The following is a 13633-nucleotide window of genomic DNA, read 5'->3' on the forward strand; positions in this document are numbered from 1 at the left end:
TTATTCGATCCCGAAATACGCGCGCGAAATGTCTTCGCGCGAAACGGTGTCAGACGCGCTTTCCAGCGAAACGCGGCCCTCTTGCAGGCAATAGACCCGGCTTGAAACCGACAGTGCCTTGGTTATGTCCTGTTCGACGATGATTGCACTCATGCCCTCGCCGATGATGCCGGGCAGCGCTTCGTAGATGTCTTTGATGATGATCGGTGCCAGTCCGAGGCTGATTTCGTCGAAGAGGATCAGATCGGGGTTGGCCATCAGCGCACGCCCAATTGCAACCATCTGTTGCTGGCCACCCGAAAGCGATGTTGAGGCCTGATCTTTGCGCTCATCCAGGATCGGAAACAGGTCGTAGACAGCTTGCAGATCCCAGGGACCTTTGCGCCCAACCTGAGCACCGATCATTAGGTTTTCTTTGACCGATAAAGACGGAAACAGCTGACGACCTTCGGGCACCATCGCCAGACCTAATTCGGCGACTTCATCTGCGCGTAGGCAGCTGATGTCCCTGCCCCTGTATTGGATCTGCTCCGGTTGGTTCGCAAGCAACCCGGTGATGGAACGCATCAGGGTTGTCTTGCCTGCACCGTTCGCACCGATGATGGCCAGAACCTCGCCCTCGCCGACGTCCAGATCGACCTCATAAAGCGCTTGGAAATCACCATAGTAAGAATTCAAACCGCGTGTCTGGAGGATCGGATCAGGCATCAGCTTCGATCCCCAGATAGATTTCTTTGACTTCGGCGCTTTCCATGATTGCCTGCGGCTCTCCCTCGGCGATCTTCTTGCCAAAGTCGATAACGATCAGGCGGTCAACAACGGCCAGCAGCGCATGAACGACATGTTCGATCCAAATGATGGTAACGCCAGAGGCATGGATATCTTTGATGGTCTGAACCAGTGACTTGCACTCGGCTTCGGTCAAACCACCTGCAATCTCATCGAGCAACAGCAGTTTGGGCTTGGCACACAAAGCGCGTGTCAGTTCCAGGCGTTTCCGTTCCAGCAATGTCAAGCTTCCGGCAAGAACGTTTGCCTTGGGCAGCAGCTCTGTCTGGTCCAGAACTTCCACACAAAACCGTTCTGCCTGATGCCCACGCATGCCAGCTGATTGCGTGGCGGCGATCATCGCGTTCTCAAAAACGGTCATTCCCGAAAATGGCTGCGGGACCTGAAAAGAACGTGCAATACCAGCATGGCTGCGCTTTGCCGCGCTCCATTTCGTAACGTTCTGCCCACTGAATTCTATCACCCCGGAATTTGATTTGAGCGTCCCAGTGATCAGATTGAACATCGAGGTTTTGCCGGCACCATTGGGGCCGATTACCCCAAGCGCTTCGCCTTGTTGGACTTCATAGCTCATAGCATCGGCGACAGTGACTGCGCCAAATGCCTTGCTCAGGTCCTGGAGTTTCAAGATCGTCGTCATGCGTCTCTCGGATAGAGGGTTCGGCATCAAGTTTGGTGCCGAATTCCTGGTCAACCCAGCAGTTTCATGTCTGCTGTCACCGGCACTTCGGGCGCGGTGCTGTTTGCTACGATTTGCAGCTCATAGGCGTCTCCGGACTTCTGCCACTGGCCACCGACCAACGGAGTTTTGGTGACGTTGTTCATCGGCCCATCACCCCAGTTCACCGGCCCCACAATTGTGTTCAGGTTGGTGGATGTGATTGCCGAAATGATCGAAGACGGGTCTTCCAGATCATCAGCCCGTTTGATGACGTCCGCGACGACCTCGAACAGAGCGTGTTTAAATCCAAGGGGTTGAGTCCAAGGACGGCCCGACTTTGCCGTATAACCTTCGGCAAGGTCCTTCGCAGAAATACCTGTGAGTGAGGACGAGAACGGATGATGCGGTGACCACCAGACCTCGGTCGATAGCCCGTCACCACGGTCACCCAGCGACTCAATGACGGATGGGAACAGAAGTGCCTTGCCAATGGTCACGACCTTGGGGTTGAAGCCTTGCTGGGCGGCCTGGCTCCAGAACGTTGCGAAATCGGGGGGGATCATGTTGCCAGTGACGATTTCGCAGCCAGCAGCCTTGAACGCTGCGATCTGGTTTGAGAAGTCATCGGACAGAGGCTGATAGCGACCGGGATCGGTGAGCGTGTAACCGGCGGCGGCGAGCGGTTTAGGCAGGCCCAGTTCCGCATCGCCCCAAGCATTACCGTCGGCATCGTTGGGGAAAAGACCACCAACTGTCTTGTTCACGCCAGTTTTGTCCCACATATCAAGGAATGCGGCGATCACATCCTCAAGGCCCCAGAAGAAGTGATAGGTGGTTTCAAAACCCTCACCGGGAACGCCGTTGCGACCAAAGAAATACGGCTGCCACGGACAGTCGGTAGTGATGCAGGGAACTTCGTTGATCTCTGCCTGGTCGGCGACAGGGTTCACTGTGTCCGGAGTTGACGCCGCCACGATGATATCAACTTCATCACCTAGGATCAGGTCTGCGGCGACTTCTGCTGCTCGGTTCGGGTTGGACTGGCTGTCTTTCGAGATGATCTCGACATTCCAAGTTTTTCCGTTGTTGTCCAACCCGGCTGAGAACACTTGTTGGATGGCCTGAAGCACGTATTCATCAGCCTCGGCAAAACCAGCCAGCGGTCCGGTGCGCGGGCTGACATTGCCGACACGCAAGGTCGGGTTCGCAGCATAAGCACGCGTCGCCCTCAGGATTGCCGGTGCCGCAATTGCTGCCGTTGCCCCGGCGATGAAACTACGCCTGGTGGCCGTTTTGAATGTCCTTGTCATTGCGTCCTCCCTTCACCGGCCTCCCGCCAGTGTTTGATTGATCTAACAAAGTCTTTTCGAGATTTTTCAGATGTTTCGCGACACGTTGGCGAACCTGATCTGCCTCGCCCTCGGCCCATGTCCTGAACCCTTCGCCGGATTTCATGCCCAGCTTGCCCGCTTCGACAAGCGACTTAAGATAGGATGAAGGGCCCCTTTGTGCCTCAAGATCGTGCAGCACGTTTTCGTGGATATCGAGCGTCAGGTCAGTGCCGACCAGATCCGCGTTCTCCAGCGGACCAAGAACAGCAAGCCTGCGCCCGAAGCTGGACTTGATCACGGTATCGACGGCTTCGGCGTCACAAATACCGTTTTCCACCAGACTGACCGCTTCGCGCCACAACGCATGTTGAAGGCGATTGCCGATAAAGCCGGGCACATCTTTTTCGACCATAACCGGCGTTTTCCCGGCATCTTTCAGCAGATCGAACATCGTCTGTGCGATCTCAGGGTCTGTCCACTGGGTCTTGATGACCTCGACCAAAGGGATCATGTGCGGCGGGTTCCACCAATGGGTTCCCAATGCTCGGTTTTTCAGCCGCAAACCGGACATGATCTGGGTGATTGGCATGACCGAGGTATTCGACGCGAGTATGCAAGTTTCTGGTGCATGCGCCTCGATCTCTGCAAAGATCGCTTGCTTGAGCTCGAGCTTTTCGGGTGCGGCTTCGAACACAGCATCAGCGTTTCGCACAGTACCTTCCGTCGTCGCAAAAATCTCAATCATCTTGAGGGTTTTCGTGATTGTAACCTCATCATCCCCCATTGCGGCCATACTGGCGCGAATGCGGTTGGGCACGGTGACGCGCGCTTCTTCCACGGGATCGGTAATGGCGACATATTGGCCCGCCTTCGCCAAGGTAAGGGCAATGCCGTGACCCATCAGGCCAGCACCAATCACTGCCATTTGCTGTTTCTTACGCACCATCCCTTAGCCCGCCGTATATCCGCCATCGGCATGCAGGATATGCCCGGTGTAAAAATCCGATGCGCGCGACGCGAGAAACAGGAGCGGACCCGCAAGATCTTCTGGCTCACCCAGCCGCCCCTTAGGAACACGGGTCAGGAAGCCATCGCGCACTGCCTTCGCTTGGTTGGTGTCTTCAAACATCCAAGCCGTCAAAGGCGAACGGAACACTGTCGGTGCGATCGCGTTGACAGTGATCCCTGTCGGACCCAGCTCACATCCCAAGGCTTTTGTTATCCCGTTCACGGCGGCCTTTGACGCGCAATACGCCGTGTATCCGGCAGGGTGTCCAAGGGTGCTGCGCGCGGAACTGACGAATATGATCTTGCCATATTCGCTTTGCTTCATGTGCGCTGCCGCTGCGCGCGCCAAAAGCCAGCTTTGGTTCACGTTGGCGTCCATCACTGCACCAAAGGTTTCCGGCGCCATGTCATTGATCAGAGCAACTTTGTTCATACCGGACGCGACAACGAGAATATCGAGCTTGCCAAAGGTGTTGACGGCCTCATCAACCAATGCGTCACACGATGCTTCATCGGTCGGTCGGGTATTGATGGTCACGACCGTTGCACCAAGTGCCTCGCACTCTTTGGCAATGCTATCGAGCGCCTCATGGTTTCCCGCCGCCAAAAGAAGGTTGCAACCAGCCCCGGCCAAGACGCGTGCCGCAACCATTCCAAATGCGCCCGAAGCTCCGGTGATCAATGCGACGTTGTCTCTGACGTCAAACATCTTGAGTGGATCAGACATTTTTTTCGTCCTTAGCTTTCTGGCGGATACGGAATGACAACCAGCATTTTGCAGGTGTGGTTGGCACGGTTTTCAATTTTACGCACTTCGCCCGGTGCGATCGTGCAGCTGTCCATGGGCCCAAGGATGGTTTCTGTGCCGTCAACGATAACGGTCATTTCACCCTCCAGAACGATGTAGACTTTCTCAAAAGGCGTAGAGTCCGGCCCTGCGCCACCGCCCGGAAGGAACTGACTGAAGCCGACCCACTGATTTGTCGGCCCGCCTTCCTCAAACCCTTGTAAGCGCAGCCCATGACATCCAAAATGGTTCGGTGCTTCGTAGGGCTGGGCATCTTTAAACCGCTTCAGATGCATGTCCATCTCCGCTCAGGTTTAGTGGCGGCCGCCGGTGAACCGGCGACCGGTCCGTGAGTGTTCAGAAATCTTCACCAGCCTCGATGCGGTAGGACTGGTTCTTGTCGATCATCGCAACCAATCGGATGATACATCCGTCGCCACGGTCCCAATTCCAGGGGAAGAATGCGAAGGTACACCGCTTGCCGGTCACTGCATCCAGATCGCCGCCGACGTTTTCAATTCCGAGAATGCCTTTGGAAAACAGCATATTGTGAACCGGTTCCCACTCAGGGAAATCAACCTCCCACGGCGTGCCGCCTGACCACTCAAGATACTCTTTTTCGAGGTGTGGCATGATCGGACCGTTTCGCTGCGGACCGATGGCAGTTGCCAGCGGGTGATCGTTCGCCTGGGTATCGTGGCCAACGACTTTCACACCTTTCTCGATCATCCACTCGGCAGCAGAAGGAACGAGGCCTGGGCAATAAGCAAAGTAGTCGCCATCTTCATACTGCTTGTGCCAGCCGGTGTTGATGATCAGCACATCGCCTTTGCGGATTGCGTGACCACAAGCCTTCTCCAGATCATCTCCGGTGATTTGCTCCCACTTCTTCTTGGGAACCGAGGCGACCAATCCCGAACCGAAGAAATGCGGCAGCGGCACCTCGTCGATGAACGGCGTTCCCTGAACAACATGGGCCGGTGCATCAATATGAGTGGTCACGTGCATCGTCGTCGTAATTGTCTGAGACAACACGCCTGACTTGGCCATGTAGTGCTTTCGGTCGATCTGGACGTCCTTGAAATACGGCCAGTTGGGGCACTGAAACCCGTATCTGTGGCTCAGGTTGTAAAACTCAAGCCCCATGTCGTTGTCGGTGTTTGCCTGAAACTCAATGCCACGGATATTGACCATTGGGCACATCTCCTCTGTTCGCCGACAACGCGGCGGTGTTCGCTTTTCAATTGTCTGGGTGGCCTCCCCACCTGTCCCGTATGATGATGCATACGCACCGCATTATGGTCAACCAAAAAACTCACTATACGGTTGACTTGCACCGCATTGTGATACAACACTAAAAAATCGCTAGGTATCCAGAGCTACGATACCAAGACAGGGTGAGGTAGGTTAAATGTCTGAAAAAGCGGATAAAGGTGGCATTCAGGTTATTTCCAGAGCGGCCTCGATTTTGCGTGTTCTGAAAGAAAACCAATCCGGAATGAGCTTGGGAAAAATCGCCGAGCGTGTTGACCTGCCCCGCTCTACGGTACAGAGAATCACAAGCGCTCTTGCCGAGGAAAACCTTGTCATAGCGGATGCAAATGGGGGTGGTTTGAGGCTCGGTCCCGAACTAAGCGCTCTCGCGGTCGCGGCGCAGTACAGCATCGTCGAACACTGCCGTCTGCTTTTGACGGAACTGACCCAAAAGACCGGGGAAACCACAGACCTAGCCGTCATGCGCGGTATCGGCATGGTTTTCTTAGATCAGGTCCCAGGCGTCTATCGATTGACGACCGTTTCGCAAGTGGGTGAGGTTTTTCCGCTGACCACCACTGCAAATGGGAAAGCTTGTCTCGCTCAACTCGATGAAGGAGATGCGACAAAGCTTATTCAGAACGAATGGGAACGGAACGGTATCCAAAGGAATTTGGATGAGTTCCTTTCCGAACTGAATACAGTCCGCGAACAGGGCCTTGCCTATGATTTGGAAGAACATTCTGCTGGTGTATCGGCTATCGGGTTTTCTTTTGTCGACTGGGTGGGAGACCTGCACGCGATCTCAATTCCAGTACCAACGACGCGATTTGCACGGCAAAGAGCAACCATCGAACAAGCGCTAATTGAGACGTCCACAAACATTCATCAAACCTTCCAGTGAGCTTAAGAGGCCCACTTGAAGCAGGTTGGGTTCGGCGACCAGCCATTTCTAGCAGTCCGCACTTCTGTCGGGAAACGTCCACACTTTCCGCAAACCGAATGACTGTTAGTTCCACATGACCGCCAAGGTTGATACTCGCCTCGAATTGCGAGTTTCACAAACATTGGGTGATTGTGGGCGCGATGACGAACTGCGAACATCGCTGAACCGGTATTACGTTAAGTGATCTCCGGTTGAGTAGTCACCATACAGGGGGATCAATGCGAGTGGCTATCCTACAGACGAAGCGCCATTTCGCTTCACAAGGCTTCAAAGTCAGATGAAGACGCATCATGACCGCCGTATCCTGCACCTGGGGCAGAAAACGGTCAATTTCTGCCGGCGCGGGACCGTATGATTATAGCTGCCGAAAGCGGACCTTCAAACTTGAACCGTTGATTGAAGTGCATTTACCCACCCAAAACCAAAGAGTGGTGCAAACAAAAACTAAAGATCGATGCGATGCGCTCCGTAGAGTTCACGGCAGAATTCTTTGATGGCATGTAGAAAAACTGTGCAGGTATTCCGCTAAGTGTGAAATCAAGCTGAAAAATTGGGCGAACGGCAGCCTGATGAAGCATTAAATGGCGCTGGAATTGCTACCAATGCGCCTTGGCCTCACTTGTGACCCTATGAACCAACATCTAACTGTCGTTGTAGTCGAGCAGAACCAAGAACGAGCCTTTGCGATTGTAGATGCTCTTAAAGAAGCCGGAGACGTAGACGTTTCTGTAATCGGCAATGTCTCCGGGCTGGCAAGGAAAATTGCTACTCATAGCCCAGATATTGTCCTGATTGATATCGACAACCCCTCTCGAGATATGTTGGAAGAACTTACCGTTGCTTCGGGCCCATTGGAACGACCCGTGGCTATGTTCGTCTCAGGCGCCGCAGGCGGATTGGCAAAAGCTGCTGTTGAGGCCGGTGTATCGGCCTATGTTGTCGATGGATTGCAAGCTGAGCGAATTAAACCTGTTATCGATACCGCCATCGCTCGGTTTCAGGTGTTGCGCCAGATGCGGACTGAACTTGCAGAAACCCGCCGTGCGCTTGAAGAGCGTAAAGTGATCGACCGCGCAAAAGGTTTGCTGATGAAAGCCAAGGGCATTTCGGAAGACGAAGCCTATGCGCTACTCCGAAATACCGCGATGAACCAAAACCGCCGTGTCGCCGAGGTGGCAGAAGCCTTGGTCACTGCTTCGGGGTTGTTGTCATGAGAACCGTAACACTGCCCGTCGCGTATATGCCGCTTGTCGACGCGGCCCCGTTGATCGTTGCGCGCGAAATGGGGTTCGACCATGCTGAAGGCATCTCGCTGGACCTGCGTCCGGCGCCATCGTGGTCCTCTTTGCGCGATATGCTGGCCTTTGGGCATGTGGACGCGGCGCATTTACTATCGCCTGTCCCCGTTGCGATGGCTTTGGGTCTTGGTGGAATCGCGACACCGCTATCTGCGGTATCTGTCCTGTCTTTGAACGGCAATGTTATAGGTGTTGGAACGCAATTGGCCGAGCGACTGATCGACCAGGGCTATGGTTTTGATTTCACCGATGCCGCTGCGGCTGGGGCTGCACTGGCAAAAGCTGCCGATGAAGTCTTGGTGTTTGGCGTGCCTTTCCCATTTTCAATGCATGTCGAGCTGCTGCGCTATTGGATTGCGGGAACCAAACTGGCCTCAAAACAGGTCGATATCCGCACCGTCCCGCCGCCACTCATGGCGCAGGCGCTTGCGGGAGGCGAGATCGATGCCTTTTGCGTGGGCGAGCCTTGGGGCTCCTTTGCAGTGGACGACAGTGTTGGCGCACTGCTGTTGCCCGGAAAGGCGATCTGGACTTGTGCACCTGAAAAGGTGTTAGCAGTCAGAAACGACTGGGCCGAGACGGAACCGCATTTGCTGGGAAGTCTCATGCGGACCGTATGGCGTGCGGGACGCTGGCTGTCAAACACGGGCAGCCGAACAACCGCGTCCGAGATGCTGTCACGCAAAACCTACCTCAATGTCTCACCCGAGCTGATCGACCGAGCGTTAATGGGTGAGTTCGCCATATCTGCACGCGGCGAGCAACGCAGTGTGGAAGGGTTTGTCGAGTTTTTTGACGGTGCTGCCACCTTCCCGTGGCGTAGTCAGGCAAAATGGGTCGCGCATCAATTGGCGCTAAGAAACGGGCTGGACGTCGGTACAGCGGAACGACAAGCAGCCAAGGTCTTTCGAAGTGATCTCTATCGTCGCGAGTTGCAAGGGCTTGGTGTGGAAACACCCGGCGCATCCGAGAAACTTGAAGGAGCTTTGTCTGAGTCGACGGCAGTTGCCTCAGCCAATGGCAGCCTGATTCTGTCTCGGAACGTCTTCTTCGACCGGCGCATTTTCGAGCCCGCAGGGTGAGATTGCACAATTTTTTTGCAGCGCAGCATCTCTTCTTGCTGCGCTGCAGAATTCTCAAAGTGAAGATGTCAAAAAATGATGACGTCGCACTGCGCGTCTGACTTAATCGGGACATCGGAAGGCAACGACGCCCACCGACGGAATTCGCCCACAATCCAGGGCACCTTAGAAGAGCAAAGCCGCTCGACCATCCGCCACCTCCTCCCGGCGGACTGTGTCGGCGGCTTTTTTGTTTGCCCATGGGGTTGGGCTGAACCGAAAGGGATCGAGATGAAAAAGCTTCTTTTAGGCCTCGCCGCGACGACGGCGCTTGTGTCTCCAGCACTGGCCGAATTGGAACTGGAAAAAGACGAGCTGACCTTTGGCTTTATCAAACTGACCGACATGGCGCCGCTGGCTGTCGCCTATGAGAATGGGTACTTTCTGGACGAAGGCCTGTTCGTGACGCTGGAAGCACAAGCAAACTGGAAGGTGCTGTTGGATGGCGTGATTGACGGACAGCTTGACGGCGCACATATGCTGGCCGGACAACCATTGGCCGCAACCATCGGGTATGGGACCGAAGCCCATATCATCACGCCATTCTCAATGGACCTGAACGGCAACGGCATCACCGTCTCCAACGAGATTTGGGAAGAGATGAAGCCGAACATCCCGGTGATGGACGACGGCCGTCCCCAGCATCCGATCAGCGCCGAGGCTCTGGCCCCGGTCGTCGAGAAGTACAAATCAGAAGGCAAGCCATTTAACATGGGCATGGTCTTCCCGGTTTCGACCCATAACTACGAGCTGCGCTATTGGCTGGCCGCCGGTGGTCTGCATCCGGGTTACTACAGCCCTGAAAACGTGACCGGTCAGATTGGTGCGGATGTGTTCCTGTCGGTGACCCCTCCACCGCAGATGCCTGCCACGTTGGAGGCCGGCACGATCTATGGCTATTGCGTGGGCGAGCCGTGGAATCAGCAGGCTGTGTTCAAGGGTATCGGCGTACCGGTTATTACCGACTACGAGCTGTGGAAGAACAACCCCGAAAAGGTCTTTGGTCTCAATGCCGAGTTCGCAGAACAGTACCCCAACACCACTCTGGCAGTGACCAAGGCCCTGATACGCGCGGCGATGTGGCTGGACGAGAACGAAAATGCCAACCGCCCTGAAGCAGTCGAGATTCTGAGCCGGGCTGAATATGTGGGCGCGGATTATGAGGTTATCGCCAACTCGATGACCGGCACGTTTGAGTATGAGAAGGGCGACAAGCGTGAAGTCCCCGATTTCAACGTGTTTTTCCGCTACAACGCGACCTATCCGTTCTACTCGGACGCCGTTTGGTACCTGACGCAGATGCGCCGCTGGGGGCAGATTGCCGAGTCCAAGCCCGACAGCTGGTATGACGAGGTCGCCAAGTCCGTCTACAAACCCGAGATCTATTTGGAAGCCGCCCGCTTGCTGGTCGACGAAGGTCTGGCGAATGAAGCCGACTTCCCCTGGGACAGCGATGGTTACAAAGCGCCGACCCCGGCCGAGGATATCATTGACGGCATCGCTTACGACGGACGCACACCCAACGCCTATCTCGAAAGCCTGTCCATAGGCCTGAAGGGCGAGCAGAAGATCATCGGCTCGGACGTGCAAGGCTAATTCCCCTAATCCTGCGCCCGGCCCGCGCCGGGCGCAGCCCCCAAAGTGCCCCGCCATCGCAAGGACACATCAGATGACAACGGTCGATCCCGAATTCAACGCAGACGCTGCCCGAGAGGAACGTCGCGCCCGCCTTTTCACCCGCATCAATGCAGCCGACAAATGGTTCCAGGTTCTGGGTCTCAGCTGGGCGACCCCGGTCCTGAAAGCCGCCGCCGGGGACAATCCCCGCGCTCAGATGACCGAGATATGGCGGTTGCTGATCGTGCCACTGTTGTCGATCTGCGCCTTCTTGTTGCTGTGGGGAACGCTGGCCCCCAAGGTGCAGACCTCTCTCGGCGCGGTTCCGGGACCGGCGCAGGTTTGGGAAGAGATGGTCAGCCTGAACCAGGATGCCAAGGCCAAAGCGGCTAAACGCGCGAAGTTCGAGGCCATGGTCGAGAAGCGCAATCAGAAATTCATTGACGCTGGCCAGCCGGAGAAAGTGAAAGAGGTCGCCTTCACGGGTGCTCCGACTTATTACCAGCAAATCTGGACTTCGATCAAAACAGTGTTTTTTGGGTTTCTGATCGCCACCGTCATCGCGGTCCCACTTGGTATCGCGGCCGGCCTGTCTCCGACTGCAAATGCAGCCCTAAACCCGCTAATCCAGATCTTCAAACCGGTCTCGCCTCTGGCCTGGTTGCCGATCGTCACGATGATCGTCTCGGCCGTTTACGTCACCAATGACGGCTGGTTCGCGAAATCCTTCCTGATCTCGGCCATTACCGTGACCCTGTGTTCGCTATGGCCCACATTGATCAATACATCTTTGGGTGTAGCCTCCATCGACAAGGACCTGGTGAATGTCTCCAAAGTCCTGAAAATGAACACCTATACCAAGATCACCAAACTGGTGCTGCCCTCTGCCCTGCCTCTGATCTTCACCGGCCTGCGCCTGTCACTGGGCGTCGGCTGGATGGTTCTGATTGCGGCGGAAATGCTAGCGCAGAACCCCGGTCTGGGCAAATTCGTCTGGGATGAGTTCCAGAACGGTTCCTCCAGTTCGCTCGCCAAGATCATGGTTGCGGTCTTCACCATCGGTATCATCGGCTTCCTGCTGGACCGGGTGATGTACGCGCTGCAATCCCTGTTTACCTTCACAAACAACCGGTGAGCGCGATGAGCATCCTAAGTTTCAAGAACGCCTCGAAATCCTTCGGTGAAGGTACCGCTCGCACGGATGTGCTGAAAGGCATCGATCTTAACGTGCAAGAGGGTGAGTTTCTGGTGATCCTTGGCTTCTCGGGCACTGGCAAGACGACCCTGATCAATCTGATGGCCGGGCTGGATAGCCCAACCAGCGGAGAGGTCACGTTCAAATGTACCCCGATCAAAGGGCCGGGCCCGGAGCGGGGCGTGATCTTCCAGAACTACTCGCTGATGCCGTGGCTGACGGTCAGCGGCAATGTGGGTCTGGCGGTTGATACGGTCTTCCCGGGTCTCAGCAAGACCGAGAAAGCCGAGAAAGTCGCGCATTATGTACAGATGGTGGGCCTCAGCCATGCCGCCACACGCCGTCCGGCGGAGCTGTCGGGTGGGATGCGCCAGCGGGTCAACGTGGCGCGTGCGTTGTCGATGAACCCCGAAGTTTTGTTGCTGGATGAGCCTCTGTCGGCGCTCGACGCGCTGACCCGCGCCAATCTGGCCGATGAGATCGAACATATTTGGGAAGCTGACAAGAAAACTTGTGTCCTCATCACCAATGACGTTGATGAGGCGATCATACTGGCCGACCGTATCATTGCCCTGAACCCGGATGGCACGCTGGGGCAGGAATTCCCTGTCTCAATCCCGCGCCCTCGGGATCGTGGAGCCATGAACAATGACGAGACTTTCAAACGCCTGCGCGCGGACGTCACCAAATACCTGATGGATGTGGGGATCGAGGCCAAGGTCGAAGGCTCGCGTATCCTCCCGGATGTCACCCCAATCCACGGTGTTCCAACGGCGGTGGCCGAGGCGCAAAAGGGGCTGATCGACAACCGCTTCCTCGACTTCTCGCAGCTTCACAAGGTGTATCCGACGCCCAAAGGCCCTCTGACCGTGGTCGAGGATTTCGAACTGAAGATCGATAAGGGCGAGTTCATCTCGCTGATTGGCCACTCAGGCTGTGGCAAGTCCACGGTTCTTACTATGGCGGCTGGGCTCAATGACATCTCGAAAGGCGCGATCAAGCTGGATGGCCGTCACGTCGAAGGGGCCGATCCCGAACGCGCGGTGGTGTTCCAATCCCCCAACCTGTTCCCATGGTTAACCGCCAAGGAGAACGTCGCGATTGGGGTGGACAAGGTCTATCCAAAGGCCAGCATGGCCGAGCGGCAAGATGTTGTTGAATACTATCTGGAACGCGTCGGTTTGGCTGACGCGATGGACAAATCCGCCTCCGACTTGTCGAACGGCATGAAGCAACGCGTCGGTATCGCCCGCGCCTTTGCCCTGTCCCCCAAGCTGCTGTTGCTGGACGAGCCCTTTGGGATGCTCGACAGCCTGACCCGATGGGAATTACAGGAAGTCCTGATGGAGGTCTGGTCCCGCACCAAGGTCACTGCGATCTGCGTTACCCACGACGTGGATGAGGCGATCCTGCTGGCCGATCGCGTGGTGATGATGACCAACGGTCCGCAGGCAACGATCGGCAAGATCACCAAGGTTGAGCTGCCGCGTCCGCGCACGCGCAAAGCGCTGCTGGAGCACCCGGATTACTATGCTTACAGGCAGGAAGTCCTCGATTTCCTCGAAGAATATGAACATGGCGCCAAACCAAAAACACCCGCCCCCAAGGCGATTGCAGCGGAGTGAA

13 protein-coding genes are annotated in these 13633 nt (G+C 55.9%); 6 read left to right on the forward strand and 7 right to left on the reverse strand.

The window, feature by feature from the left end; all coding sequences use genetic code 11:
- The 7 genes from AC2TEM_RS16535 to AC2TEM_RS16565 all read right to left on the reverse strand — a co-directional run bounded on the left by AC2TEM_RS16535 (window position 1) and on the right by AC2TEM_RS16565 (window position 5770).
- Window positions 1–708 (reverse strand): branched-chain amino acid ABC transporter ATP-binding protein, encoded by a 708-nt coding sequence (locus AC2TEM_RS16535; RefSeq protein ID WP_170424709.1) that lies wholly within the window; start codon window positions 706–708, stop codon window positions 1–3.
- Window positions 701–1429 carry an ABC transporter ATP-binding protein gene (locus AC2TEM_RS16540; protein ID WP_170424706.1) on the reverse strand — a complete coding sequence of 243 codons (729 nt, stop codon included), beginning with the start codon at window positions 1427–1429 and terminating at the stop codon, window positions 701–703. The genes AC2TEM_RS16535 and AC2TEM_RS16540 overlap by 8 nt, the downstream gene beginning before the upstream one ends.
- A 50-nt stretch (window positions 1430–1479) precedes the next feature.
- On the reverse strand, window positions 1480–2760 hold the full coding sequence (locus tag AC2TEM_RS16545; RefSeq protein ID WP_170424703.1) for an ABC transporter substrate-binding protein: 1281 nt from the start codon (window positions 2758–2760) through the stop codon (window positions 1480–1482).
- The gene (locus AC2TEM_RS16550; RefSeq protein WP_480856321.1) at window positions 2726–3724 is read right to left on the reverse strand and encodes a 3-hydroxyacyl-CoA dehydrogenase family protein; all 999 of its coding nucleotides are present in this window, start codon (window positions 3722–3724) and stop codon (window positions 2726–2728) included. Before AC2TEM_RS16550 ends, AC2TEM_RS16545 begins: the two co-directional genes overlap by 35 nt.
- A 6-nt stretch (window positions 3725–3730) precedes the next feature.
- The gene (locus AC2TEM_RS16555; protein WP_170424700.1) at window positions 3731–4516 is read right to left on the reverse strand and encodes an SDR family oxidoreductase; all 786 of its coding nucleotides are present in this window, start codon (window positions 4514–4516) and stop codon (window positions 3731–3733) included.
- Window positions 4517–4527: 11 nt separating this feature from the next.
- Window positions 4528–4872 carry a cupin domain-containing protein gene (locus tag AC2TEM_RS16560; protein ID WP_170424697.1) on the reverse strand — a complete coding sequence of 115 codons (345 nt, stop codon included), beginning with the start codon at window positions 4870–4872 and terminating at the stop codon, window positions 4528–4530.
- A gap of 61 nt (window positions 4873–4933) precedes the next feature.
- Complete coding sequence (locus AC2TEM_RS16565; RefSeq protein ID WP_480790547.1) at window positions 4934–5770, reverse strand: cyclase family protein; 837 nt, start codon at window positions 5768–5770, stop codon at window positions 4934–4936.
- 217 nt (window positions 5771–5987) lie between these two features.
- Between AC2TEM_RS16565 and AC2TEM_RS16570 the strand changes: the two genes are divergently transcribed.
- The 6 genes from AC2TEM_RS16570 to AC2TEM_RS16595 all read left to right on the forward strand — a co-directional run bounded on the left by AC2TEM_RS16570 (window position 5988) and on the right by AC2TEM_RS16595 (window position 13632).
- Window positions 5988–6734 (forward strand): IclR family transcriptional regulator, encoded by a 747-nt coding sequence (locus AC2TEM_RS16570; RefSeq protein ID WP_170424694.1) that lies wholly within the window; start codon window positions 5988–5990, stop codon window positions 6732–6734.
- A gap of 671 nt (window positions 6735–7405) precedes the next feature.
- Complete coding sequence (locus tag AC2TEM_RS16575; RefSeq protein ID WP_170424691.1) at window positions 7406–7990, forward strand: ANTAR domain-containing response regulator; 585 nt, start codon at window positions 7406–7408, stop codon at window positions 7988–7990.
- Window positions 7987–9156 carry an ABC transporter substrate-binding protein gene (locus tag AC2TEM_RS16580; RefSeq protein WP_170424688.1) on the forward strand — a complete coding sequence of 390 codons (1170 nt, stop codon included), beginning with the start codon at window positions 7987–7989 and terminating at the stop codon, window positions 9154–9156. The genes AC2TEM_RS16575 and AC2TEM_RS16580 overlap by 4 nt, the downstream gene beginning before the upstream one ends.
- Before the next feature lie 270 nt (window positions 9157–9426).
- The gene (locus tag AC2TEM_RS16585) at window positions 9427–10791 is read left to right on the forward strand and encodes a CmpA/NrtA family ABC transporter substrate-binding protein (protein ID WP_170407179.1); all 1365 of its coding nucleotides are present in this window, start codon (window positions 9427–9429) and stop codon (window positions 10789–10791) included.
- A 73-nt stretch (window positions 10792–10864) separates the two neighbouring features.
- Complete coding sequence (locus AC2TEM_RS16590; protein ID WP_170424685.1) at window positions 10865–11947, forward strand: ABC transporter permease; 1083 nt, start codon at window positions 10865–10867, stop codon at window positions 11945–11947.
- A gap of 5 nt (window positions 11948–11952) precedes the next feature.
- Complete coding sequence (locus AC2TEM_RS16595) at window positions 11953–13632, forward strand: ABC transporter ATP-binding protein (protein WP_480856322.1); 1680 nt, start codon at window positions 11953–11955, stop codon at window positions 13630–13632.
- Window position 13633 lies beyond the last annotated feature (1 nt).

The organism is Ruegeria sp. HKCCD3925, assembly GCF_057221175.1.

Excerpts from the sequence above, each read along its gene's own strand:
- AC2TEM_RS16575 (WP_170424691.1), top strand. The coding sequence starts at position 7,406 with ATGAACCAACATCTAACTGTCGTTGTAGTCGAGCAGAACCAAGAACGA.
- AC2TEM_RS16590 (WP_170424685.1), top strand. The coding sequence starts at position 10,865 with ATGACAACGGTCGATCCCGAATTCAACGCAGACGCTGCCCGAGAGGAA.
- AC2TEM_RS16545 (WP_170424703.1), bottom strand. The coding sequence starts at position 2,760 with ATGACAAGGACATTCAAAACGGCCACCAGGCGTAGTTTCATCGCCGGG.
- AC2TEM_RS16565 (WP_480790547.1), bottom strand. The coding sequence starts at position 5,770 with ATGGTCAATATCCGTGGCATTGAGTTTCAGGCAAACACCGACAACGAC.
- AC2TEM_RS16580 (WP_170424688.1), top strand. The coding sequence starts at position 7,987 with ATGAGAACCGTAACACTGCCCGTCGCGTATATGCCGCTTGTCGACGCG.
- AC2TEM_RS16535 (WP_170424709.1), bottom strand. The coding sequence starts at position 708 with ATGCCTGATCCGATCCTCCAGACACGCGGTTTGAATTCTTACTATGGT.
- AC2TEM_RS16540 (WP_170424706.1), bottom strand. The coding sequence starts at position 1,429 with ATGACGACGATCTTGAAACTCCAGGACCTGAGCAAGGCATTTGGCGCA.
- AC2TEM_RS16595 (WP_480856322.1), top strand. The coding sequence starts at position 11,953 with ATGAGCATCCTAAGTTTCAAGAACGCCTCGAAATCCTTCGGTGAAGGT.
- AC2TEM_RS16555 (WP_170424700.1), bottom strand. The coding sequence starts at position 4,516 with ATGTCTGATCCACTCAAGATGTTTGACGTCAGAGACAACGTCGCATTG.
- AC2TEM_RS16570 (WP_170424694.1), top strand. The coding sequence starts at position 5,988 with ATGTCTGAAAAAGCGGATAAAGGTGGCATTCAGGTTATTTCCAGAGCG.
- AC2TEM_RS16560 (WP_170424697.1), bottom strand. The coding sequence starts at position 4,872 with ATGCATCTGAAGCGGTTTAAAGATGCCCAGCCCTACGAAGCACCGAAC.
- AC2TEM_RS16585 (WP_170407179.1), top strand. The coding sequence starts at position 9,427 with ATGAAAAAGCTTCTTTTAGGCCTCGCCGCGACGACGGCGCTTGTGTCT.